We start from the raw sequence: 22,229 nt of genomic DNA on the forward strand, positions 1-22,229 counted from the left end.
TGAAAGTGAGCACAAAATGACTAGAAAAACACTGAAAACACTACGCAAGGTCGAAGGTGAGGGCGGGGCTAACGAAGCTGACCATACCACGCTGCATAAAGAGATTGATTTCTTGAAAGCTGAAAACACGAAATTAAAGAAACGTGTTGATGCTTTGGAGGGTAAATAATCAATGGCTACTCATCCAATGACAGGCAAGGCAGTTGGTGAGCGAGTTTGCAAGGGTAGTCTGAATACAGATTGCTCTCAAACCGTCACGCTGTTAGTCGCAAAAACAGGGGCGATCTATTACAACTGCTCGTCCTGTGGTGCGAAGCATTTTTATCATAAAAGCGAAACTGCAAAGTTTCTGGCAGGTGTAGAAAAGACAGATGATGATGCTGTGCAGCTTCCAACACCTGAACCGACAGAAGCACCAAAGCCAGTTCAGGAACCCGCAAACGAAAACACTAAAGAAGAGGATGAAAGCGATGAACTCTTCCACTGGGGTTGAAATCAACGAATTTGCTGAAACATTCGCGCCGCTGAAGGCAGTTATTGCGGAAAGAACGCCTGTAATAGAAGCCCCTGCAAATGACAATACGGCGGGTGATGGAAACACTGATAATTTCGCGCAAGGATCACCTGAAATCTCTAATAGGCAATCTGGTGAATTATCCGGTGATAAATTCGCTAAATTTTACGGTGAAGATATCTGGATGATGGGCGCTCATATGATATCCCAAATCGGTCAATTGCCTATTAGTGATTGTGCGCCACTTCTAACGGCACCTGATCAGCGCGATGTAATGATTGACGCTATGCGATCACTTGAAGATTTAAGCCATGAATACGAGTGGCTGGCATGGCTTAGATCACCGCAGGCGGCACTCGCCAGTAACCTTGGATCACTAGCTCTGTTTTCTATTATGAAAATGCAGGGAACAATGGCGATCATGCAAACGATCAAACAGAAAAAACAATATGTGGATGATAAAAACGCGCCACCTGTTGCACAGCCTGTAAAAGACGCTGAGGAAGGCGAGGGGATTGAGTAATGGATACTATTAGACCAACAACCAAGTTTTCATTACCTGATCCAGACACAGCGCCGCACATCGCAGCCTTTGGCGGCACTGGTGGCGGCAAAACAACCATGATCCGGCGTATGATTGCAGACAGTAAAAATCTAATAGTCTGGGATAGTATGGAAGACATCGGCAAACGAAACGCCGATAAGGGTGAAATTCAAGCTATTGATATATTAGACTGTGAAACTGCATTTTCTCAGATCAAAGATAGTGGCCTTGGTTATAAACTCGCTGTTGTGCCTCATATGAAAGCAAAGCAGGAAAGTTTTGTTGCGCTATGCTATGCGATTATCAAATTGCGTGAGAACTGGAAAAAAGGCGAACCGTGGCTAACGTTTGTAGTAGATGAAATTGATGCTGTTTATGCTCATAACACGCCAGCCGATCACCCGTTTGGGGATATCATACGCCGTGGCAGGCATTATGGTGTTCGCATAATAGGCGCAACACAGTTTCCAACAACTGTTAAGCCAGACTTTAGACGCAATTGTTCAATTGTGTACCTGTTTCCGCTTGGGGCAGAAGGGCCTAGCTTTATTACGAGTGCTTTGAAAAATAAACAGGCTGCTGAAATGATGAAAACGCTAAAAAAACATCATGCCATTGTATTAGAGGATGGAAAACCTGAGCCTTGGATTTACAAAAATCCACCGATAAAAAAGGCTTAAAAATACATATCACGAACTTGTGAACCTATTAGAAACCCGATTTTTCAAAGTCGGGTTTTTGTTTGCGTTTTCTGGGTAGTTTTGTCCCTTTTTTACCCAGAGACGCGAGAAATGAGGCGATGCGGTGATAAAGTGGAATTCAGTAATAACAACCGTGGTTGCATCCTTGATCGTTTATTTTTTGACGCAAAAAAAGAAGGATTGCGAACATGAAACCAGCAACAGTAATTAAGCAAGTCGCTTTTGTCGCCATTGGTGTGATGGTAGCGGGTTTTGTTATGTATCAGGGCCGTGACTTGCCGCTTATCGGTGACGCTCGCCGAGGCTTTGACGTTTAAGCCACTCTTTCAACCCTAATAGTGAGAGGGCATAAACATGACAAAAAATTTCATTAAAAACCCAAATGGACCGGATACTATTTTACCCGGCCAGACTTCAACGTCTGAGCTTCCACAGTCTATTATGGAACAGCTTGACGGTATCACCGTCGACCTGAAAACAGGCGTTAACATCATGACGCTTGCCAACCAGCTTAACATGATCGAAAAGGTTGAATTGCTGGTGAATTATAGCGTTTTCGCTGAAATCAGCGTTGCTGATCTTCAGTATCTTGATCGCTTCTATGATGAAGATGTTGTAGATGGTGAATTGGTATGGCGCTTCCTTCAGAAGAACCGCAAAACACTGATTGGGCAAGAAAGCAATTCGCTTATTCTTGGTGCACAGCCTATTATGCATCTACGCTTGCATTTCAGTGACGCGGCTGTAGGCCCGACTTACCGTATTGATCTGGATCGCCGCGAAATTCGCCAGCAAACTGCTGATGCATTTGTGGCTGGGGGCCGTGAAAATGGTGCATTGGCCATTACCCGTCAATTGCGTAAATTCAAAAACTTGAATGTTCCAATTGATCAGGTAGGTCAAAACACTTTCACCTACAATTCTGATGCTCAAGTCGTTCGTGGTTTCCACTTGATTGGTGCGAATATCAGTAAGCTGAAATTCTACATCAATAACGAGCTTCGCTATGATTTCGAAAATCTACGCGCCGTAAATCGTCGCCTGAAGTCGTTTGAAGGTGGTTCCTATAATCCGCAGCCTAATAGCTGGCACTTGGTGCCTGAAGCCTTCTCAGGCGCGGCTGGCGATGCATGGGGTGTGAACCCTAATGACGAATTCAAGTTCGAAATCACAACAACCAATACGGATGATTGCACGTTGTTGATTGAAGAACTGAAGCGACCACAAAGCGAAACAAATTTCGCGCGTGTTGCTGAAGCCTATCAGAAAGCACAGGCACGTCGAATTGTAGCACGATAGGAGGGTGAAGTGATTACTAATCCAACATCTTCAACAATCAATACGACAACAACTTCTCCCGGTTTCTTTGATGTTATCGGCGATGCATTCACAACAACAGTCGGGACCGCTGCACAGCTTGGCGGTCAACTGTTGAACCTCGAAATATTCGAGGAAATTCTGGATGTTCGTAATGACATCTTAGGGCCGGGGCAGGTCACTAATGCCAATGCCCAAACGCAGGCACCAGCACCGCAACCATCATCAAGCGGTTTTAATGCTGAAAGCCTTATTGTGCCGGGCCTGATTGCCGTTGGTGTTGTCGCACTTGTCCTGTTGGTGAGGAAGTAAGCAATGAACCCGTTCAATCCAACTGATCTAGGTCTAGGCCGTATCATTGTATTGGGCGGCATTGGTTACGTTTTATTCAAAGTTTTGAAAGGGTAATCAATGTCCAGCTTTCCTTTTGTCGGTGGTGATTTGGCTTTTGGTGCTTCGGGCGGTCCGATCCGCTCGGACACTCAGTTTGTTTCACCCTTCGACAACGGCGATATCATCATTGGCGGGGCAAGCCCAGTTAATCAAATTGCGCTGGTTGCTGCTGGTGCAATCGCTGTCGGGGTCGTGTTGTGGATCACGTCAAGATAGATCGGCTTACAGAGTTTACAAGCCAGTTTATTGCGAATGAGGGGCAGCATATCGACGTTGGGGCCTGCAAGCGACAAATGAGCGAAGGCAAGGCCGCATTCTTTTCAGTTTCAAATAATGAGGGCGAAACCATTGCTGAAATTCTTCTTCAAATATTTGGAAGTGATGAAACGGATAGAGAGGTCTTTGTTTTGGCAGGGGCCGGGCTTTCGAACATGAAAATATTAGAGCGTTGCCTGCCTGTTGTTGAAGAATTTGGCAGCGCTTTCGGGGCTAAGAAGGCCTCATTCATTACGAACCGCGTAGGGCTTGCAAAAGCAATGTCAAAATTAGTCCAGGCGGAAATAAAAGTGAGTTGGAATATCTGATGGGCCGTACCCAAAATACACAGGAAAATAACCCGACTAGCATTGATGACCGCGATGTCAATCAATTCACGGATAGCTTCAACACGTCAACGGAATTTGATGTCACTGATGACAGTGATAACAGCATTGAACTAGGTGATAATAATATCATTACAGAGGGTGATGTTATTGTTGAGCGCTTAGACGGTGAAGTTGTAGAGCGAGCGTTTAATTTTGGTAATCAAGCCATTGAAAGCAATGAGCGGGTTATTGGTGAGGCGCTGAGAACTAGTGAAAGTGTTGTGACGGACGCTTTACGTGTGAATGAGCGGGTGGTGACAGGCGCATTAAACACCACGACAAACGCTATTCGTGAGCTAAATGAAGATAATCTGGAAAGCTTCCAGCTACTCACCACCACAATTGGCGAGAACGCAGAAGAGCAAAAAGAATTCGCCTTAAGAGTTGCCGAGCTTCAAATTGAAGCGGGGCAAGAAAACCTTGAAAGCGCCTTTCAAAGCACTGTCGGCGGTCTAGCTGAACTTCAATCAGAAAATACAAAAATCATTGTCGGCGTGGTCATGACAGGCCTTGTCGCAATCGCTATTTTTAGGAAAAATTAAAATGGTAGATTTTCCAAGTATCCGAACATTCAAAGTTACATTGGCAGCGGGTGAGGAAACCCGCGTCAGGTCTTTGGAGGCTGTAGAGATTTCATGCATAAGCATGACTAACGGTGCTGAAGGTCAAATTACATACGGACGTGATAATCAGGTTACGGGTGTGTATTCCAGATTGTTCGTTGGCTATAAAATCTCTGTCACAGACGGTATCCCATTTACCAGCTACAAGATCAGAAATACAGGCACAGTCGATGCCGTTTTTGAATTTCTAACCTGTACCGCTGGTGCTAAGTTCGATAATTCCAGTGAGCAAGGCGAGGTTCGTATTGATGGGCGCGTTCAGTCAACCAATCCATCAATCAGAAGCGCGACGCGCAAGGTGCTTGTCGGTGCTGTGCCTGTTGAAATCCTAGCTGAAGATTTAACCCGCCAAAGCGCGACTATTCAGGTTGACAATACAACGATTGTTTTTGGTCCTGATGATCAAATCACGTTTGATGATGGCATTCCGTATTTGCCGGGTATTTTCACGGATAACAACACGGCTTCCCTTTGGGCTGTTCGCCCGGCTGGTTCCGCAGAACTCGAAATCAAGATTGATGAGCAGAATTTTTCACAGGCTTTTAGCAGCGCGCCAGCAGGCGGCGCGGGAAATCAGCCTGTAAGCAATCCTGAACCCGAACCAGAAGCGCAACCAGTAGCACAGAGCGCCTTATATGGCCGTGAGGCGTACCAGCAGCCAGTAATATCAGCAACAAGCACTGTAACCAACACAGCGGAGCTTATAGCGGCGTTTGACGCGGCAGCAGGCGGCGAGATTATCGAGCTAGCAGCGGGTAATTATGGCGACTGGCAAGAGGCAGGCCATAGCTTCGCAAGCCCTGTTACTATTCGTGGTGCTTTCGGCGCTGATATTGAATTTGCCCGTTTGCGCTTTAACGGCGTTGATAATGTCAAGTTCGAAAACATCAAGATCACTGATAGCATTCGTGCAGGTGAAAGCCGGGTTGATGAAATGGCAACATTCCAGAACTGCGATGATATCACGCTCGAATATTATGAGATTTCAGGCAATGAAGCCGATGCATATAACAATCGCTATGACGCCATTGATTTTATCGACTGTAATCGCGGTAAACTCTTAAAAGGTAATATCCATCATGTTAATGGTGGTGCGCAGTTCACACGCGGTTCAGGGCACCGAGTAAACGAGAACTATATTGGTAATGTCCGTCATGACGGGTTGATTTTCGCAAACGTTCAAGATGTTGAAATTATCGATAATGTGTTTGGCCAGTTCATTACAGACCCGACGAATGTAGAAATTCACGCGGGTTTAATCCAGTTCTTTACCGTTGGTTCACCGATCAATAATGAAGATGTAATCATTCGCGGTAATATCTGCCTGCAAGACCTTGAAGAAAACTTCCCGCTTGGTGGTTTCTTCTTTACTGGCGACAATGCACAAGGTTCGCGAAATGTACGGTTCTTGGTCGAAGATAATTTGATCTATACCCGTGACGCAGACAGTATTACGCTTGGTCAGGCAACAGATTGTACTGTGAGACGTAACACGGTGATTTCACCGCTCTATGGTCCAGACAATACGGGCATTCGCGTTGATGATGATAACATTAATTGTGTGATCACTGACAACCTTGGTTACTCAATCATTGAAGATGCAGGCGGCAACAACGTTGGCACCGTATTGACTGGCAACATTGAAGCACAGCGCATTGATGTTGGTGCTGACGATTATATTAACAAGCTTATATTCTCAGGAAATACGGGCGCGACTTCCACGTTCAAGGATTTCTTGCCGCGTCCTGATGGTTTGCTGTCAACTGGTGCTAATCCGGTAGGGTGGGGCCATAACTATAACGCTGGCGGCTTGGTTGCCTTGCTAGCGGTTGATCAAGGTACAGGCGCAACAGGTTTAGATGTAACAATTGACGCTCAATATACCCGTGATCAAAACGGCGTTGTCCCAGAAAGTGACGCGGTATTCTCGATTGATTGGGGTGATGGTTCACCGAATGAAAACCTATTCCAAGGCTCACACAGCTACGCAGATAGCGGAACCTATACAATCACGCTGACAGTTACAAAAGACGGCGTGATGGATACTCATTCTCACCCTTTAACAGTTGTTAGCCCACAAGTTCTTTCAAACAGTGATCTGTTTGTTGCTGACGCTGGCCGTCAAGTGGGCAGCAACCCAATTACAGGCATCACGTTTGATGGAACCCATGCACAAGGCATTGATCTCGGAAATGATGAGCGCCTCTATGGTTTCCGTGGCCTCTATTTGGAAATGGAATTTACGCCTGAACGCGGCGCGACAGCAGCAAGCGGTGTCATTGAAACCGGAACCTCATACCCACTATTTGCAGCTAATCGTTATCAAATGACGCTTAATTTTAGCCGTGTTGTTTTTGGTGTCCATGATGGCACCAGCTTCAAGAGCGTTACGACAAGCGGTTCAGCAATGGCGGCTGATGGTATCAATCTGTTTGATGGCCAGCCTCATAAGATCGTTGCAGTTTGGGGTGGTGATGCAGGCACCTTGACCATTACCGTTGATGATACACATACGCAGTCTATCGCAACGGATGTTGGGCAAATGCCAAGCGGTGCGGGTGCTGATAACGTCTATATCGGGCGTCAAGAGAATGATGGCGGTCGCTCGTTCAAAGGCACAATCAACAAACTCGAACTGTATTCAAGCACAGCAAGGCCAGACGGCTTTAACGCTGGCACAATAGGAGCGTAATATAATGGTTATGCCAGTAGGAAGCGGAAGCGCAGGCGCGTTCAATCAGATTGGTTCACAAAGCTATTTTTACAGGGGAAACCAAGTCGAAGATGTTGTGATCTTTGACCCTGTAACAAACGCAAACGGTATTTTAATCAACACATTGGACTTTAGCTCCGTGGGGCCATCCTTAATCCGTCAAACCGAAAGTGACTATGAAAACGGCATTCTTTTTTGCGGAACACCGGGCGGCACACTCGGAGGCGCTGACGGAGGTTTCAAAGTTAGCCGTCAAAATATTTTCATTCCCCCTGGGCATGGTTTGATTGGCAGAGCCAACAGCAACAATTGGAACGTCTCTATCACCTACGAGGAACTTTAAAATGCCAGTGATTTTATCAGAAGGCCGTATTCAAAAAGACGGTAGCGGAACTGCCCGTTTGATTATGGAAGATAGCGGCATCCAAACTGAATTTACATGGAGCCGCGAGAATAACGGCAACACCGTTATGCGTGAAAATGGCGGCGCACCACAGCCAGTAAGTGACCTGATGGTCATGCCGGAAGATGCGTAAATTAGCACTAACAGCAATCGCGCTTGTGGGCGTGGTTTTGCTATCGAGAGGATTAGGAAGAATGAAAAATATTGAATGGGCGGCTCGAATTGCATGGGGTGAAGCACGAGGTGAGGGCGCGGCTGGTATGCACGCAGTCATCAACGTAATGCAAAATCGTGCTGAAACAGAGGGTCGTTTCGGGAATTCACTTGCGGAAGTATCAACACGGCCCCGACAGTTTTCTGCATTCAACAAAGACGACCCTAGCACACCATTTGTGGATGAAGGCGACCCGAACAGAGAGTTACTTCTGAATGTCACGGATGATGACCCAGAGTTTAGAATAGCTGTTGCTTTGGCAACGCAGGCGGTCGATGGGAAATTGCCCGACCTGACAAATGGTGCCGATCATTATCACGCTAGAAACATTGCCCTGCCGTCATGGGTGCGTAACAGCCCTAATGCCACGGTGTCTGCAATCATTGGAAACCACATATTTTATACGGGGATAGAATAATGCCTGCTTTTTTATTACCGCTTGTCGCGGGTGCCGCAATTGGTTCGTTTTTATCTGTTCAGGCTGACGATGCTATCGAGAGCGTAACGGGCCAGAATTCGGGCATTAATCCGCTCACATTAGCGCTTCTGGCTGGTGGAAGTCTGTTTGTCTATCAGCGTTTTCTCAAGAAGTAGGGATTGGGGCAATGAACACTATGCAAACTGAAATCATGAAGATGGCTAAAAATTCAGGCGGGTTAGCTGGCCTGATTGTCTTGATCGCTTGGATGTTACACGGCGAACTACAGGACATCAAACAGGCTATGAAAGATGTATCTGCAAGGGTCGAGCAGGTCGATGACCGTGTTAGCAACATCGAAACCGAAAAGCGAGTTCGCAAGGAAATGGAGGATGAAAAATGACCTATGTTAAATCAGTAATTGGAGTGCTTGCACTCATGTTTTTAACGGCCTGTGGGCCTAATGTCGATATTCTGGGTGGTTATCTCGCAAATGTCGATGATCCGCAAAATCAGGCGGGGCTTGTCGCTGTGAATTATGAGTTCTGTGAAAACGTCAATGGCGCTTATGAAATATGCGGCGCGACAATGGTTGACGGAAAGGAGCAGGCCCTTGTTGATCTGGATTGGAACGTAAATCAAGAGGGGGTTTTGGACATTAAATATAATGCCACCGATAGCCGGGCATTTCAGGCTTTTACTACTCGTGCCGAACTGCAAAAGACGCTTGGTGTTGAGCTTGGAAACAATGTGTTTAATGCCATACAAAAGATTATCAATCCTGCTTCTGGAGCGGTCCCAGACGTCATTAACCCTGATTGATGCGGGGATAGTCTATGAGAACCCCGAATAAAGCGAAAACAGGTAAGCGTGATCCAAGGCAGGCACGAACGGAAAAGCGGGGACCGCGCTTACCAAAGCAGTCACCTGAAGCACCACCGGAAACAGTGGTAAGCGATTCCGATAAAGAGAAAGACAATGGCACTGAAAGTTAATGTATTCAGGCCGCAATCAGGCGGCACAGGTGGAACGGGTGTTGACCTAGACGCGATCTTTAATGATTTCAATGCTGAATTCTTTCCTGATCGTGTGGCAAGTGCGCCAGTGTCCTTTAATCCTGATCCAAGTGTTTTGGCTGGTATTGCTGATATTAACGCCGGGATAGCCGCAAACGCGAGTGCAAGCAATGCGTTTGGGCGAGGGGTGCAGATCAATACGATACTTGTATTCCTGTTAGTGGCAGGCGGTACGCTGTTGATCACCAAAGCCGTCACATAACATCCGAATAATCCTTTTTATGGGAAATTATAAAGTCGCTCATTTTTGGGCGGCTTTTTCATGTCAATAATTTGCCTGGAATGCCGGACCAAATTAGCGATCGATGATCGGGCAGAAAAGTGACCGGCTAGAAGGACCAAGTCACGAGCCGGTGCATGGACCTTTAAGCGCTTAGATCCTAGGGCCATAATGTATCCCGGGACACGGGCCAAAAACTGGCTTGATCTATGGGCTGCATTCTGGATATACAATTATATGTATATAAATATAAACTAAGAGGCTGAAAAATGAACCATGAAACCGAAACAGAAAGCAAAGATGCTATCGAAGAGAAATGGAAAGCAAGGATGTGGGGTGTTTCTTTTTTCTGGGCAACTGTTATTTTAACTATGTTTTTCCAGAGGGCCATAGACTTCAACGGAAGCACATTTATCGTAGGTATATTTTGTGCTGTTTGGCTTTTCAGTTGTGGGATCAGTATTTCACATTCACTTAAATATAAGAAGATTACAGGTAAATGGCTCTGGTATTAATTACTTAAATAGCGCTGTGCAGTGCGTCTGGTTATTCCAAGGCGCTTTGATATAAACTTGGTATCTTTTCCACGATCATGCATCCGTTTCGCGGCTTTGATCTTTTCCTTCTGTTTGCTCTTGCGGACACGAGCGCCTACATATTTCCACAAAAAACGAATATTTTGCTCGGTAACATCGAAGCGTTGCAACTCGGTTATGGCTTGATCAAGCGTCTTTTCTTCGTCAATCATCATTGCAATGAGTAAATCGACGTGCCGAGTATGTGTTATATCTGCAACAGAAAATGCCTTTTCAGTCTTTTTTCTATGCGCAATTATTGCCAATTCTTCTGAAATTTCTGCAAAAAGCTGGCTTGCATACTGCGCAGCTTCCTCTGGAATTTCATTTGCAACTAATCTTGAATTCTTATCGAAACTAAACTTCTGGTTCATAAATACACCCCATACCGTATTTGCTTCATAAGCATGGACGACTTAAGAAGAAGTTAATGAGTATCTATTGAAGGTTTTGAAAACACACGTAAATCTATGCAGGAACTGGCGAAGTCTATTAGTGATAAAATTTCCCATAATATAAATTATACGCTTTATGATAATACATGTACACTTGTTAATACACGCAAATAATTATCACAAAATTCCGGTTTCTATCACAGCCCCCCTTTTAGACGCGTGTTTTAGATTTCTCTTTCAGTTCGTCCAATATTTGCTTTTGAATAATACCATTTGTATCACCACCACCATAAACCGCAGCGCCTGATGAGAATGTGGTTCCAAATGTTAATGTTGCGGTGATTACCTGAGAAATACCGGACAGTAATTGCTCCTGATCAAGTTTACTCAAAGGATGGATGAATACGCTCCAGACTAAATCCTGAGCAATTGCATACCTGGCATCAAGAACGGCATCAAAATTTGCTTGTAACATGCGCTTATGTAACTCAGGCGAAATCGCATCTGCACGGGCTACCGGGCTCATAACGCGCATTCGGTCTGCATTAGGATCAGAAACAAGAACAATTTGACGTTCAGCTACTGTAAACTGCCAGGAATTATTGTTTCGAACCGCCTTATCGTCGATTTGCATGATAATTTTGGCGAGAATATCAACCGTCATCTTTGGTTGTGTTGGTTTGGTTTCTTCGCTTTCCTCCCCTTCATCGGGGGCTTTTTCTTGTGCAATGGCGGAAATCGAAACAATTAAACTAATGCATAAAACCAGAAAGAGACCGCGAAAAAACACCAACATGATAAAACCCTATACGCCTGAAATTTGTAGCAAAAATAAACGAAAGCAAACTGGTCTGGATACTTTCATAAGACTACTTAACACAACCATAAGCAATCCCTTTGACCATATGCAAGTTTTAGGGGCGCAAAACTTCGTGACCTGTAGGGTTTCATAGCGTTTCTGGGATAAATCACCCAAGTGAATGACAATAGAAAACAGCCCGTATGCTTATTTATACGAGCTGTTAGATGGCTGGTCTAAATTATACCAAAGACTTATATAGACTTCCTCATTTTAATTTAGCAATTCCTACGCCTGAAAATCCGTCTGTTGTCAAAATTGAGTCCTTAATGGTTGGATTGCCGTTAACAAACAAGTGAATCACCCCTTCTGAAAGAACGTGAGGGTTTTCATAATTCGCCTTTGGTTTGAAGGTATTAGGATCAAAAACCAATATATCGGCTTTATACCCTTCCCGAATATACCCCCTGCCTTTAATACCAAACGTATCTGCGGTTAATCCGGTACTACGATGAATAAAATCTGTCAGCGATATAACTTGCTTTTCCTTAACATAGGTCTGATACTTTTGTGGGAATGACGCATATTTTCTTGGATGCCCGTCACCACCGTCAGAGCCAGTCATCACCCATGGCTGGGTCATAAATCTTTCAAGGTCCTCGTCGGTCATATTGAAGGATGCAATGCCAGCGTCGCCTTCTAGGACGATCTCGATAGCTGTATCGATTTCATCTAAACTCAGAATACTGGCGTATTCAGCGAGTGTTTGACCTTTCCATTTCTCCAAACCGCCGGTTAACAATATGGCGGTTCCGCCCCCACGCTTGCGCAGGTTCTCAGACATTTCACTCTTAATCTGACCAATCAACTCAGGATCTTTAAGCCGCTTAAAAAGCTCTTCATTGCCGCCAGCCATTGCCCATCGCGGAACGAGTGCATTACTAACCCGGGTTCCAGATGCCTTCCACGGATATTGGTCCGCAGTGACCGTTAGCCCTTCGTTTTGGGCTTTCTCAATCATCGCTACAACGTCCTTGCTTTGCCTCCAAACATCTACACCAAGCGCTTTAATATGTGCAAAATGAATTGGAATATTTGCTTCTCTACCGATCTTCAGGGTTTCTTTAACTGCCCCTAAAAGGCCGATGGAATATGTACTTTCGTCCCGAATATGGCTCTCATAAATACCACCATAATTTGCCGCAACTTTCGCAAGTTCAATCACCTCATCGGTTTCTGCAAACGAACCTGGCGCATAATACAAACCTGTCGACAGGCCCAAAGCCCCCTCTTCCATAGCTTGCTTAATCATTGCCTTCATCGCGGCCAATTCAGCATCTTTTGGCGCGCGGTCGTCATCGCCCATCACCGCACGGCGTATCGCGCCGTGGCCAACCAAAATCGCCAAATTAGTCCCCATACCCCTCGCCTCTAACGAAGCAAAGGTATCCTGTACTTTCCATGGGCCACGCCCATCGTTCCCGCTGAATATGGTCGAAATTCCCTGGAACAAATAACTATCGTGACTGACGGGGCCATTTTCAGGAAGTTCTTCAAGGGCATGTGTATGAATATCAATAAACCCCGGGCTTACAATCATACCAGACACATCAATAACTTCGTTGGCTGAAATCTCTTGGCTATCGGCGTTTCCGATAAAAACGATTTCATCATCTTTAACACCGATATCGAGAATACGCCCTTCTTCCTTGGCTCCCGTGTATACCATCCCACTCATAAGCAAATAGTCTACAGTTACCTGATCGCCGGTTTCTTGCCTTGCTTCACATGCGGCTAGCAAACATAGGCTAAGAGTGATGCATATTGATTTCCAGATACGACTATTCATCATGTGGCGCCTTTATTTCAGTTTTGTATCGCGCCAACAGTTCCTTCATCATTTCTTCAGCAAAGATAACTGCGCCCTCTACAATCGCGCCGCGGTCAGTTTCATCGCCAACTTCATAGGTAATTGCTGGAATACCAAAGCGGGTGTAGACATAGTTTTTAGAGGTTGGGAGGTCTGAATTTTCCCTACCCTCACGCGTAAACGTATATTTTTTAGCGCGTTTTTCCGTTGATGTTAACCAATTATGCGTAAAGCCCTTCATAAAGAGCTCGTCTTTGTCGAGCTGCGTATAAAGCAAATTTCGAGCGGTTGAATGAAAATCAAGGAAGAACCAGAGCGACTTACCGGTTTGATTGTCAGCGTCGTTAAAAGCATCCAACTCTGATTTCATTAATTGAGTTTCAACGTGTTCAAACGGTCCCCAGTCACGGTTTAAATCCTTGCCGCGTTTATTGTGACGCCAGTGGCCGTCGTTTACACCATCAGGGTTTAGGTTAGGAACCATTATAAGGTTAAATGTATCACGAAATTTGGTTGCTAGCTCTGTATCCGCTAAAATCGTTTCTATAAATGGCTTCATTGCCAAAGCGCCTGTTACCTCTGGCGGGTGTTGTCTGCCAACCAAAAATACATATGGCTGGTTTTTGCTGGTAACTTTGCTCTGTAAGCTCTCTAATTTAAAAATATCGCGGCCTTCAACCGAATTTCCTATCCAACTTTTGGTAATACCTGGCTTAAGAGCCAGCGCATCGCCCCAAACTTCATAGGAGCCATTGCTAACTAGCTCTTGTGCAGCGATAAAAACGGGACGGTCATTGGCAGGAAGCGCAATTTCCACCAAATTATCTTCTAGTTTGGTGAAGTACTTTTCGTCCAATCGTGACCAGTTTTGGGCGTCAAAGCTAATTTTTGGCCAGTATCTATGTTTGCTGTGGGTATAGTGGATTTTTACAGTAACTTTTGCATCATGTTCGGAAACTCGAAACGCATACCACGGACTTGGGTTTATCGGTTTATCCTCAGGGCTAATAAAAACCGTAAACGCATTGTTCGCTTTCACCTCACAGGACGCCATTGCTCCCAATGGGAAATCAGCGCTCAATGTCACATTGGAGCTAGCGCAAACATTTTCTTCGACGGCAACAGCTTGTGCACCGCTTAGGCTCGCAAGAAGCGGCAGGATTAGAGAAAAAAATGCGAGTTTCTTTTCTTTAAACATAGAATAGCTCCATAAGGAATTGAACTTGTTATTACATAACACAGTATCTGACTTTAATATTCTACGGCAATTTAAATACTTACCATTTAACAAAAATGCGGAATATTAAGATGGATAAATAGTGTTTAACTATTGATGATAAATCCGAATAGCATATTGAAATCAGATTTATATTTTTGTTCTTGAATTTCAGGGAACGGTTTATCGCCGTTCCCTGAAATATATGTCTTTATTCTATTGCTTAGAAATTCTTAGATATGTCGAAGAAGAAGAAACGACCAACAGCAGAATGTAAAGAGCCAAAGAAGCCAAAGTTCTCATCTGCTAGTGGTGGATCTGTATCAAAGATATTGTTCACACCAAACTGGATACGTGTTCCTTCTAACAGTCCATCAGCGTCGTTGAATTCATAGCTAATATTACCATTCAGTGTGAAGACATCATCAACACGGAAGAAAATACGCTCGCCGTCAACTGTGATATCAGCACTTGTATCGTCAAAGCCACCGACATATTGACCGAAGAGCCCTGCTCCCCAGTTATCGTTGCGCCAGTTCAAGCCTGATGTGAAACGCCATTGCGGACGGCCGTTTTGCTCAAGCAAGTCACCGATACCCGCAACTTCAACACCTGGGATATTTGCGTCAAGTAATAGCTGACCTTGTGCATCCGCATCTTGTTCAAAGCTTAAGAGATGAGCCGCATTGAACTTGAAGGACCACTGGCCAATATCTGTGTCAAAGTCATAAAGCACCGCAAAATCAAGACCTTCAATCGTACGATCGCTTAGGTTTTGATAAGGGTCGCGAACTTCAATGATATCGCCTGCTGGTGCAAGGCCACTCGCCGCAAATACAGCCGCTAAGTCAGGATCAACATCAGCTTCACGAACAACATTCGGGTTAAAGCTACCTTGTTGGCGTAGAAGAAGGTCAAGCGCAATCTGGTTCTGGTCTCCAAAGATACCAACAACGCCGCGCTGTTCAACACGCCAATAATCAGCGGTAATGGTCAAACCTGGCGCAAATGTTGGTGTAAGAACGACACCCGCATTCCACTGTGTTGTATCTTCATTCTCAAGATCAGCACTACCAGAGCGAACACTTTCAACACCTTGGCCTGGGCAATCGCCAAGATCAGCCAAATCACCGGCATCAACCTGCGCCTGACAAATCACCAAATCTTCACGTGTGTTAACACGGCGAATGCCTGTATCAAAGATTTGGACGAGGTTTGGTGCCCGGAAACCAAGTGACCATGCACCGCGGAATAACAAGTCATCATTCACAACCCATGATGCAGCCACTTTCGGACGGAATGTATCGCCAGAGAATTCGAAGTTTTCATAGCGACCTGCAATCTGAAGATCCAAACTTTGAACAAGCGGGATATCCATTTCAGGGCTTACTACAGGAACAGCAAACTCGGCAAATGCTGAACCAACCCAGCGGCTACCTGATGTATCAGGCGTTGGGCTGGAGCCAAGAACATCACTATCGGAAACAAGTTGGCCTGTTACAATATCAGTAAACGTAATTGTTCCATCCAAGCGATCATCACGATCATCTTCAAACCCTTCACGACGTGCTTCAACACCTGTCGCAAAGCCGACACTACCAGCAGGTAGTTCAAAGACATTTGCGTTCGAGAGTTTGAAGTCAGCAAGGAACAATGTTGATTTATTGTCACGGCGTACATCAATACGGAATGAATCGAGCGTTGCAGGATCATTTGGTGTAAACGTCCCCACCCCTTCAAGGTCAGTTAAGCTACCACCAGCAAACGGGTTAAATGCTGTTGCGTCAGTGCGCTCAATCGCCTGTTGGAACAACGTCAAGGAAATACGATCGTTTGTTAAGTCTTCTGTTGTTGCTTCTGAGTAAAGAACAGCAGTATCAAAGTCCCACTCGCCCCAATTACCACGGTAACCAAGCAAAGCACGGAAGCTTTCGTCTGTCACTGTGGTGAAGCGTGGGCCAAGCTCTACAGGGCGGAAGTTACGAACTTCAATATTCACACCCTCGTCAGGCACATTGGTTAGGCCCTGAATACGGTTAGGGTTCGGTGATCCGTCTGGAAGCGTTGTCGCGCCAAACGGGTTAAAGAACGCAGTATTTGAAATGTTGAAACGCTGTGATGTTAGGACCAGACCCTGGGATCCGTTACCCGCTGCTTCAGCATAATAGTATGCTAATTCAGAGTATAGTTCTGAACCATCATCAAGTTCATGCGTTAAGTATGCAAAGGTGTTAACACGGTCACGCTCTGTGCTAAGCGTTCTACGTGCATCAAAATCAAACCGTAGAGGGTCCTCAAGTGAAGTGCCATTATCAATACAAACGCCGTCACCACGATCAAGAAGACAAGTCGCAAGGAAATCGCCGGACGCAGGTTGAATATGGAAATCATCATCGCCTAGCTCGTCGATACGGATATCAGCACGGAACCGACCAAACGGTGAGTTAATTGAAGAATTTCTGAACTGGGTATCACCTTCAAATGGTGTGCCCACTAGGAAAGGACGACGATCAGAGGACGCAGAAAACGGCAACTCAGATGCCTCAACCGCATCACGGTGATGGTATGACGCAAAGAAGCTAATGTGGCTTCTTCCTTCATTGAAATCCGTTCCAGCACTGATGTTTGCCGTAATCTCATCACGGCCAGTGTTTTCAGCAAAACCATAACGGACACGCGCTGACAAACCTTCAAAATCGTCACGCAATACGTTGTTAACCACACCGGCAACAGCGTCTGCACCGTAAATCGCAGCAGCACCATCGCGCAGGACTTCAACCCGCTCCAGACCAAATGTTGGGATTGTGTTCGTGTTTACAGACACAACAGGAACCAAGTTCTCTGTTTGGAAACCAGGGTGAAGAACGAGACGACGACCATTAAGGAGCGTCAACGTATTACCCGTACCGATGCCACGTAAGTTGATTGAACTAACATCACCGCGGGCAGCGTTTACACCAGCACCGACATTTGTTTCGTTAAATGCTACAAAACCGATTTGTGGGATTGAGCGGAATAGTTCATCACCAGTTGTTGCACCAGTAAGATTGATATCTTCTGAATTAACAACGGAGACAGGAAGTGTATCAGCGACATTCGCGCCTTTAATTTGTGAACCAATGATCTGAATCTCTTCAATAGGTTCATCGTCAGAATTTTGGTCAGCTGTTTGCGCATACGCATATTGCGGTGCAAAGCAAACACTAGACAGTAGTGCAAGTTTATATAAAAAATTTTGGCGCATGACGAATTCCCTCCCTATGCGTCAATGATACTAAACGGGCTATATTCAATCGAATCTGGTCCTCCGATTTCACATAACTGTAATATGCTTGTAATATGCACGCCAATTCCCATAGCTGAACACCATATAACTTGATGTTATGGGTTGTAATATTATGATTGCCTACTTGGGAAGAAAAACAAGAATACGTTAGCTTAACGTGTCAAAAATAACGATAACGACTCTTCGAGTTTTGAAAGGAACTCTCGACAAATTAAAGATAAGGGTTCGTCTTCGAGAAAGAGAGCTGTCACGTGAAAATTGATTGGCGGATCCATTTTGCGAATATGGACCTGATCAGTAGAATCTGAGCGAGCAGTAATTTCATCAACAACGGTGTAGCCTGCATTAAGACCCACCATTTTTTTAGCGACATGATACGTTTCAACATTCGCAATAATATTCAGTTCAACACCGCTATTTTCGACTTGTGCCGTTAGCAATCTGCCAAGTGGGCCTTTGCCATTTAGGCTAATAAAGTTTTTACCCGATAAATCACGCAAACTAATTCTGCTTTTGTCGGGCAAAACTTCATTAATTGGGGCCAAGCAAACAAATTCACCTTCACCAATAACCTGTTCTTCAATATCCGGATGAGAGGAAGGGTCAAACGCAATCCCTATATCTATTTTTCTCTCTAAGAGGGATGTAATAATCTCGCCGTGATGCAAGGTCTCAATTTCAAATTTGATCTTGGGGTGTTCCTGAATAAATTCAGCAACAACGGTTGGAACTAAGGTAAGGCCTAACGCAGGTGTGATTGCTATGCGGACGGTCCCCTTATCCAACTGTGCCAAATTTTGAGAGAGACGCCTTAAGCTATCAAGGTTCACATAAAGTTTTGACACTTCTTCATATAACTTCCGCCCTTCATTTGTGGGGATGAGTTTCCCTTTTACCCGATTGAACAGCAGGTAACCAAGTTGGTCTTCAGCATGCCTTAAAACTTTACTCACAGAAGGTTGGGACACATTTAAAAGTCTCGCCGCATTGCTGATTGAATTGCTTGAATATACGGCATGAAAAACTTCTATATGGCGCAATCGCATCTTTATCCCCTAACCTCAATGCATAAGTCTAAGTTATAGCTATACAAAATAAATGTAATTGAAGCTATACCTTATTCAGATACATAGTTTCTGATCAAGATTTGGAGACTTTCATGAAGCATTTTGTAATATTGTTTCTTTTGCTGACGTTTTGGAACAGCTCGTCTAAAGCCGACATTACGATTTCCGGCGAAGTTAAAAGCGCGAATGGTTCGCCCCTATCCGCTCGAGTTCTAATCAATGGTCACCCGGTACCTGTATCAGCGAATGGAGCATTTCAGTATGACATTCAGGAAGCGGAAATATATCAGCTCATTTTTTCAGCTGATGATTATTATCCAATGATACACACTTTCAGCCATTATGAATTGGCTGAAACCTCCAATATTTCAAACCAACTATTTATCCCAAGCGTATCTTTGGTTAAGCAAAAACCAGGTCGAAGCCTGATGGTGTTCGGCGGCGACATGATGATGGGAAGGCGCTATAATTCCCCGCACCCTGGAGAGCCAATTCTGATCAGAGAAGATAGTAAAAACGTCGATACAAAAGCGATCCTGAGACACGTCAAACCATATTTAAGTATTGCGGACCTTGCGGCGGTTAATCTGGAAACACAGGTTTTATCGTCTGAGCGGAAAGAAAAGGCGCCAAAATCTGTTACATTCTTTACCCCGCCTGAAGCCCTAACCGCATTGAAGTGGGCAGGTGTTGATTATGTAACGCTTGGAAACAATCACACATATGACTATCTAGAAGCAGGATTAAGTGAAACTATTCGCCACCTTGATAACACCGACCTGGCATACTCTGGCGCTGATTTGACAGAAGCGAAGGCGCTTAAATCCTACACAACAAACCTTAACGGTACAGACTATAGCTTCCAAGGATATGTAGGATGGGCAGGATCCGGTAAAATCTCCCAAGCAGCATCCGGAGAAACCAAGGGTGGCCCGCCATTGGGAAGTGAAGAAAACATCGCCTCTTCGGTTAAGCGAGACATCGAAAATAACACGTTTCCAATTGTGCAGTATCATGGAAGCCTCGAGTATGGTGACGAGCCCTCTCTTGCAACTGAAACAAAAATGAAAAATGCCATCGACCAAGGTGCAGTCATGGCATTGGTGCATCACCCGCATGTGTATCAAGGGCTCGAAGTTTATAATGGGAAATTGATCGCTTGGTCGTTAGGGAATTTTGTCTTTGACCAGTATTTTTATGCCCCGCAAAAAAGTGCACTTCTTTATGTATGGATGGACGGTGACAAACTGCACCGCGCTGAAGTCGTGCCTTTATACATAAAAGGCTATAAGCCAACACCTGCTACCGGGGAAATGCGTAATAGTATTTTAAAAAGAATTTCCGATCTATCAGCACGCCGCGGCACATACCTTATTCAATCAGGTGGTCATGCAGTTATAGATGCTGCCAATCATGATAAATCAAAGGTTGTTACCGCCCTATCCTACAAAAACTACGACAATGCACAAAATCAACAAGTCCATCGATTGAAGTCAAACTGGGATCAATCAATTCTCAAACTGGATGATGTCGCGAAAGGCAAAAAATACAGACTTGGTACCGATTTATTAAGTCGTGGTTCCTTTGAGGCGTATAGCACATTTGATGCACCGGATCGAAGCTGGCTGGATTTAGAAGAAAATATAAACGTAAGCACTAAAGAAGCTTACACAGGGAAAAAATCACTCGAGCTTGTCCTATCTTCTTCTAAACCATCAACGATCACTGGCATGCGAAAGTTCACTCGTGTTTTTAAAGCAGGAAATCCCATGACGATTTCTGCAATGGTTAAAGCCGATGAACCTGTCGATTTGGTGTTTTATCTTCAACGACGAAAGACTAGAGATGGATTGTTTGACGCCCTTGAAAAGAACCCTAAAAAGGAGCTCAAAACTGTTTCAATAAAACCGGGTGAGTGGCAACAAATCAATGTTGATTTTGATAGCCCCAGGGTCGGAACAAGAAGCATCAGATTCCTAATCGAAGCAAAAACAACGGATGAGCGAACTCGTTCTGTCTATATCGATGACCTGGCGTTAATCGAATGGCAAACCCCGTATCTGGGCGCAGACGCAGCCAACTATTCTAAAGTTGAAGGGATATCGCACATCAATGTTGTCCATAAATGAGATTAGGGAACACAGCGACTATCAAACTTTGCGAAGCCAGATACGTATGAATGGCTAATCATATCATCGCTGCACCCCGGATAGCCAAACCAGGGTGCAGCAAAATCAATTATCAAGGCAGAGACCCTTAGCGATTCACATTTACAACCGTTCTTCCGCGCGTTTTTGCCCCCTTTAACTGAAGCGCGACAGCCTCGGGAATATCTTCCAGCGCAATTTCTTCGGTCATGCTATCGAGATGCTTTAGATCAAGTTCGTCAGCGAGCCGGCTCCAGGCTTCCATTCGGCGCTCCCGAGGAGCCATAACACTATCAACGCCTGCAAGAGTTACGCTTCGCAAAATGAATGGCATTACTGTTGCTGGCAGATCACGGCCCTGTGCCATACCTGTTGCAGCAACGGTCCCATCATATTTTAAACCAGCACAAATATTTGCGAGAGTGTGACTACCAACAGTGTCAACTGCCCCTGCCCAACGCTCTTTTGTCATCGGCTTTCCGGGCTCGCTAAGGTCTGCGCGATTAATGATACTGCTAGCGCCCAAGCTTTTGAGGTACGCCTCTTCTTCAGCACGGCCGGTGGAGGCAACAACGGTGTATCCAAGTTTAGCAAGAACAGAAATTGCTACACTGCCAACGCCGCCCGCTGCACCTGTTACCAAAACCTCACCTTGATCTGGAGATACTCCATTGCGCTGAAGCGCCATAACACAAAGCATCGCTGTATATCCGGCTGTTCCTATTGCCATTGCTTGCTTTGTTGAGAATACATCTGGAATTGGGACTAGCCAATCGCCCTTCACTCTGGCCTTCTGTGCATAACCACCCCAATGGGTTTCACCGACGCCCCATCCATTTAAGACAACCTTATCTCCAGATTTATAGCTTGGGTGGGCACTAAGGGTTACTGTTCCCGCCATATCTATACCCGGAACCATTGGGAATGACCGAATTGACGGTAAAAAACCTGCAACAGCCAGACTATCTTTATAATTTAATGAAGAATATTCCACATCAATTGAAACATCACCATCAGGTAACTGGCTTTCATCAACTTCCGTGATTAATGGTTTTACTTCATCATCAACTTTATTGAGGATTAGGGCTTTCATA

The 22,229-nt window shown here is 45.0% G+C and carries 28 protein-coding genes; 21 read left to right on the top strand and 7 right to left on the bottom strand.

The window, feature by feature from the left end; all coding sequences use genetic code 11:
• The first annotated feature begins 16 nt into the window (after positions 1–16).
• The 20 genes from KFF44_RS08935 (at position 17) to KFF44_RS09030 (ending at position 10,295) form a co-directional block, all read left to right on the top strand.
• Positions 17–169: a hypothetical protein gene (locus tag KFF44_RS08935; protein ID WP_255933429.1), complete on the top strand. Its 153-nt coding sequence runs from the start codon at positions 17–19 to the stop codon at positions 167–169.
• A 3-nt stretch (positions 170–172) separates the two neighbouring features.
• Complete coding sequence (locus KFF44_RS08940) at positions 173–493, top strand: hypothetical protein (protein WP_255933430.1); 321 nt, start codon at positions 173–175, stop codon at positions 491–493.
• Positions 471–1,037: a hypothetical protein gene (locus KFF44_RS08945; RefSeq protein ID WP_255933431.1), complete on the top strand. Its 567-nt coding sequence runs from the start codon at positions 471–473 to the stop codon at positions 1,035–1,037. Before KFF44_RS08940 ends, KFF44_RS08945 begins: the two co-directional genes overlap by 23 nt.
• Positions 1,037–1,738 (top strand): hypothetical protein, encoded by a 702-nt coding sequence (locus tag KFF44_RS08950; protein ID WP_255933433.1) that lies wholly within the window; start codon positions 1,037–1,039, stop codon positions 1,736–1,738. Before KFF44_RS08945 ends, KFF44_RS08950 begins: the two co-directional genes overlap by 1 nt.
• Before the next feature lie 209 nt (positions 1,739–1,947).
• Entirely contained in the window at positions 1,948–2,076 is a 129-nt protein-coding gene (locus KFF44_RS08955; RefSeq protein ID WP_255933434.1) for a hypothetical protein, read from the top strand.
• A 37-nt stretch (positions 2,077–2,113) separates the two neighbouring features.
• Positions 2,114–3,058, top strand: a complete 945-nt coding sequence (locus KFF44_RS08960) for a hypothetical protein (RefSeq protein ID WP_255933435.1) — start codon at positions 2,114–2,116, stop codon at positions 3,056–3,058.
• Positions 3,059–3,067: 9 nt separating this feature from the next.
• On the top strand, positions 3,068–3,388 hold the full coding sequence (locus tag KFF44_RS08965; protein WP_255933436.1) for a hypothetical protein: 321 nt from the start codon (positions 3,068–3,070) through the stop codon (positions 3,386–3,388).
• A gap of 99 nt (positions 3,389–3,487) precedes the next feature.
• Positions 3,488–3,685, top strand: a complete 198-nt coding sequence (locus tag KFF44_RS08970) for a hypothetical protein (RefSeq protein ID WP_255933437.1) — start codon at positions 3,488–3,490, stop codon at positions 3,683–3,685.
• Complete coding sequence (locus tag KFF44_RS08975) at positions 3,667–4,053, top strand: hypothetical protein (RefSeq protein WP_255933438.1); 387 nt, start codon at positions 3,667–3,669, stop codon at positions 4,051–4,053. The genes KFF44_RS08970 and KFF44_RS08975 overlap by 19 nt, the downstream gene beginning before the upstream one ends.
• Positions 4,053–4,655, top strand: a complete 603-nt coding sequence (locus tag KFF44_RS08980; RefSeq protein ID WP_255933439.1) for a hypothetical protein — start codon at positions 4,053–4,055, stop codon at positions 4,653–4,655. The genes KFF44_RS08975 and KFF44_RS08980 overlap by 1 nt, the downstream gene beginning before the upstream one ends.
• Position 4,656: 1 nt before the next feature.
• Positions 4,657–7,428 (top strand): PKD domain-containing protein, encoded by a 2,772-nt coding sequence (locus tag KFF44_RS08985; RefSeq protein WP_255933440.1) that lies wholly within the window; start codon positions 4,657–4,659, stop codon positions 7,426–7,428.
• Between the two features lie 4 nt (positions 7,429–7,432).
• Positions 7,433–7,792, top strand: a complete 360-nt coding sequence (locus tag KFF44_RS08990) for a hypothetical protein (protein WP_255933441.1) — start codon at positions 7,433–7,435, stop codon at positions 7,790–7,792.
• A gap of 1 nt (position 7,793) precedes the next feature.
• Complete coding sequence (locus tag KFF44_RS08995; protein ID WP_255933442.1) at positions 7,794–7,985, top strand: hypothetical protein; 192 nt, start codon at positions 7,794–7,796, stop codon at positions 7,983–7,985.
• Positions 7,986–8,046: 61 nt separating this feature from the next.
• Complete coding sequence (locus KFF44_RS09000; protein WP_255933443.1) at positions 8,047–8,484, top strand: cell wall hydrolase; 438 nt, start codon at positions 8,047–8,049, stop codon at positions 8,482–8,484.
• Complete coding sequence (locus tag KFF44_RS09005) at positions 8,484–8,660, top strand: hypothetical protein (protein ID WP_255933444.1); 177 nt, start codon at positions 8,484–8,486, stop codon at positions 8,658–8,660. The genes KFF44_RS09000 and KFF44_RS09005 overlap by 1 nt, the downstream gene beginning before the upstream one ends.
• An 11-nt stretch (positions 8,661–8,671) precedes the next feature.
• Complete coding sequence (locus KFF44_RS09010; RefSeq protein ID WP_255933445.1) at positions 8,672–8,887, top strand: hypothetical protein; 216 nt, start codon at positions 8,672–8,674, stop codon at positions 8,885–8,887.
• Positions 8,884–9,306 carry a hypothetical protein gene (locus KFF44_RS09015; protein ID WP_255933446.1) on the top strand — a complete coding sequence of 141 codons (423 nt, stop codon included), beginning with the start codon at positions 8,884–8,886 and terminating at the stop codon, positions 9,304–9,306. The genes KFF44_RS09010 and KFF44_RS09015 overlap by 4 nt, the downstream gene beginning before the upstream one ends.
• A 14-nt stretch (positions 9,307–9,320) precedes the next feature.
• Complete coding sequence (locus tag KFF44_RS09020) at positions 9,321–9,479, top strand: hypothetical protein (RefSeq protein WP_255933447.1); 159 nt, start codon at positions 9,321–9,323, stop codon at positions 9,477–9,479.
• A complete protein-coding gene (locus KFF44_RS09025; RefSeq protein WP_255933448.1) occupies positions 9,463–9,762 on the top strand; it encodes a hypothetical protein in 300 nt (99 codons plus the stop codon). The genes KFF44_RS09020 and KFF44_RS09025 overlap by 17 nt, the downstream gene beginning before the upstream one ends.
• 287 nt (positions 9,763–10,049) lie before the next feature.
• Positions 10,050–10,295, top strand: coding sequence for a hypothetical protein (locus KFF44_RS09030; protein ID WP_255933449.1), 246 nt, complete (start codon positions 10,050–10,052; stop codon positions 10,293–10,295).
• On the opposite strand, the gene KFF44_RS09035 is transcribed toward KFF44_RS09030, so the two are convergent.
• From KFF44_RS09035 to KFF44_RS09060, 6 genes are all read right to left on the bottom strand, one after another.
• Positions 10,292–10,729, bottom strand: a complete 438-nt coding sequence (locus KFF44_RS09035) for a hypothetical protein (protein WP_255933450.1) — start codon at positions 10,727–10,729, stop codon at positions 10,292–10,294. The two genes, KFF44_RS09030 and KFF44_RS09035, sit on opposite strands and share 4 nt — an antisense overlap.
• 232 nt (positions 10,730–10,961) lie before the next feature.
• Positions 10,962–11,546 (bottom strand): type III secretion system chaperone, encoded by a 585-nt coding sequence (locus KFF44_RS09040; RefSeq protein ID WP_255933451.1) that lies wholly within the window; start codon positions 11,544–11,546, stop codon positions 10,962–10,964.
• A 271-nt stretch (positions 11,547–11,817) separates the two neighbouring features.
• Positions 11,818–13,401 (bottom strand): amidohydrolase family protein, encoded by a 1,584-nt coding sequence (locus KFF44_RS09045; RefSeq protein WP_255933452.1) that lies wholly within the window; start codon positions 13,399–13,401, stop codon positions 11,818–11,820.
• Positions 13,391–14,617 carry a M14 family metallopeptidase gene (locus tag KFF44_RS09050; protein ID WP_255933454.1) on the bottom strand — a complete coding sequence of 409 codons (1,227 nt, stop codon included), beginning with the start codon at positions 14,615–14,617 and terminating at the stop codon, positions 13,391–13,393. The genes KFF44_RS09045 and KFF44_RS09050 overlap by 11 nt, the downstream gene beginning before the upstream one ends.
• A gap of 241 nt (positions 14,618–14,858) precedes the next feature.
• Positions 14,859–17,879 carry a TonB-dependent siderophore receptor gene (locus tag KFF44_RS09055; RefSeq protein ID WP_255933457.1) on the bottom strand — a complete coding sequence of 1,007 codons (3,021 nt, stop codon included), beginning with the start codon at positions 17,877–17,879 and terminating at the stop codon, positions 14,859–14,861.
• Positions 17,880–18,073: 194 nt separating this feature from the next.
• Positions 18,074–18,967, bottom strand: coding sequence for a LysR family transcriptional regulator (locus KFF44_RS09060; protein WP_255933459.1), 894 nt, complete (start codon positions 18,965–18,967; stop codon positions 18,074–18,076).
• 113 nt (positions 18,968–19,080) lie between these two features.
• Between KFF44_RS09060 and KFF44_RS09065 the strand changes: the two genes are divergently transcribed.
• Positions 19,081–21,117 carry a CapA family protein gene (locus KFF44_RS09065; protein WP_255933467.1) on the top strand — a complete coding sequence of 679 codons (2,037 nt, stop codon included), beginning with the start codon at positions 19,081–19,083 and terminating at the stop codon, positions 21,115–21,117.
• Between the two features lie 127 nt (positions 21,118–21,244).
• Here KFF44_RS09065 and KFF44_RS09070 read toward each other — a convergent pair whose 3' ends face one another.
• On the bottom strand, positions 21,245–22,228 hold the full coding sequence (locus KFF44_RS09070; RefSeq protein ID WP_255933469.1) for an MDR family oxidoreductase: 984 nt from the start codon (positions 22,226–22,228) through the stop codon (positions 21,245–21,247).
• Position 22,229: the final 1 nt, after the last annotated feature.

This window comes from Kordiimonas sp. SCSIO 12610, from assembly GCF_024398015.1.
GTDB lineage: Bacteria > Pseudomonadota > Alphaproteobacteria > Sphingomonadales > Kordiimonadaceae > CANLMI01.

What these genes read in the sequence shown, in the direction of transcription:
- KFF44_RS08935 (WP_255933429.1), top strand. Translation starts at nt 17, where the DNA reads ATGACTAGAAAAACACTGAAAACACTACGCAAGGTCGAAGGTGAGGGC.
- KFF44_RS08940 (WP_255933430.1), top strand. Translation starts at nt 173, where the DNA reads ATGGCTACTCATCCAATGACAGGCAAGGCAGTTGGTGAGCGAGTTTGC.
- KFF44_RS08945 (WP_255933431.1), top strand. Translation starts at nt 471, where the DNA reads ATGAACTCTTCCACTGGGGTTGAAATCAACGAATTTGCTGAAACATTC.
- KFF44_RS08950 (WP_255933433.1), top strand. Translation starts at nt 1,037, where the DNA reads ATGGATACTATTAGACCAACAACCAAGTTTTCATTACCTGATCCAGAC.
- KFF44_RS08955 (WP_255933434.1), top strand. Translation starts at nt 1,948, where the DNA reads ATGAAACCAGCAACAGTAATTAAGCAAGTCGCTTTTGTCGCCATTGGT.
- KFF44_RS08960 (WP_255933435.1), top strand. Translation starts at nt 2,114, where the DNA reads ATGACAAAAAATTTCATTAAAAACCCAAATGGACCGGATACTATTTTA.
- KFF44_RS08970 (WP_255933437.1), top strand. Translation starts at nt 3,488, where the DNA reads ATGTCCAGCTTTCCTTTTGTCGGTGGTGATTTGGCTTTTGGTGCTTCG.
- KFF44_RS08980 (WP_255933439.1), top strand. Translation starts at nt 4,053, where the DNA reads ATGGGCCGTACCCAAAATACACAGGAAAATAACCCGACTAGCATTGAT.
- KFF44_RS08985 (WP_255933440.1), top strand. Translation starts at nt 4,657, where the DNA reads ATGGTAGATTTTCCAAGTATCCGAACATTCAAAGTTACATTGGCAGCG.
- KFF44_RS08990 (WP_255933441.1), top strand. Translation starts at nt 7,433, where the DNA reads ATGGTTATGCCAGTAGGAAGCGGAAGCGCAGGCGCGTTCAATCAGATT.
- KFF44_RS08995 (WP_255933442.1), top strand. Translation starts at nt 7,794, where the DNA reads ATGCCAGTGATTTTATCAGAAGGCCGTATTCAAAAAGACGGTAGCGGA.
- KFF44_RS09000 (WP_255933443.1), top strand. Translation starts at nt 8,047, where the DNA reads ATGAAAAATATTGAATGGGCGGCTCGAATTGCATGGGGTGAAGCACGA.
- KFF44_RS09005 (WP_255933444.1), top strand. Translation starts at nt 8,484, where the DNA reads ATGCCTGCTTTTTTATTACCGCTTGTCGCGGGTGCCGCAATTGGTTCG.
- KFF44_RS09010 (WP_255933445.1), top strand. Translation starts at nt 8,672, where the DNA reads ATGAACACTATGCAAACTGAAATCATGAAGATGGCTAAAAATTCAGGC.
- KFF44_RS09015 (WP_255933446.1), top strand. Translation starts at nt 8,884, where the DNA reads ATGACCTATGTTAAATCAGTAATTGGAGTGCTTGCACTCATGTTTTTA.
- KFF44_RS09020 (WP_255933447.1), top strand. Translation starts at nt 9,321, where the DNA reads ATGAGAACCCCGAATAAAGCGAAAACAGGTAAGCGTGATCCAAGGCAG.
- KFF44_RS09025 (WP_255933448.1), top strand. Translation starts at nt 9,463, where the DNA reads ATGGCACTGAAAGTTAATGTATTCAGGCCGCAATCAGGCGGCACAGGT.
- KFF44_RS09030 (WP_255933449.1), top strand. Translation starts at nt 10,050, where the DNA reads ATGAACCATGAAACCGAAACAGAAAGCAAAGATGCTATCGAAGAGAAA.
- KFF44_RS09035 (WP_255933450.1), bottom strand. Translation starts at nt 10,729, where the DNA reads ATGAACCAGAAGTTTAGTTTCGATAAGAATTCAAGATTAGTTGCAAAT.
- KFF44_RS09040 (WP_255933451.1), bottom strand. Translation starts at nt 11,546, where the DNA reads ATGTTGGTGTTTTTTCGCGGTCTCTTTCTGGTTTTATGCATTAGTTTA.
- KFF44_RS09045 (WP_255933452.1), bottom strand. Translation starts at nt 13,401, where the DNA reads ATGATGAATAGTCGTATCTGGAAATCAATATGCATCACTCTTAGCCTA.
- KFF44_RS09050 (WP_255933454.1), bottom strand. Translation starts at nt 14,617, where the DNA reads ATGTTTAAAGAAAAGAAACTCGCATTTTTTTCTCTAATCCTGCCGCTT.
- KFF44_RS09055 (WP_255933457.1), bottom strand. Translation starts at nt 17,879, where the DNA reads ATGCGCCAAAATTTTTTATATAAACTTGCACTACTGTCTAGTGTTTGC.
- KFF44_RS09060 (WP_255933459.1), bottom strand. Translation starts at nt 18,967, where the DNA reads ATGCGATTGCGCCATATAGAAGTTTTTCATGCCGTATATTCAAGCAAT.
- KFF44_RS09065 (WP_255933467.1), top strand. Translation starts at nt 19,081, where the DNA reads ATGAAGCATTTTGTAATATTGTTTCTTTTGCTGACGTTTTGGAACAGC.
- KFF44_RS09070 (WP_255933469.1), bottom strand. Translation starts at nt 22,228, where the DNA reads ATGAAAGCCCTAATCCTCAATAAAGTTGATGATGAAGTAAAACCATTA.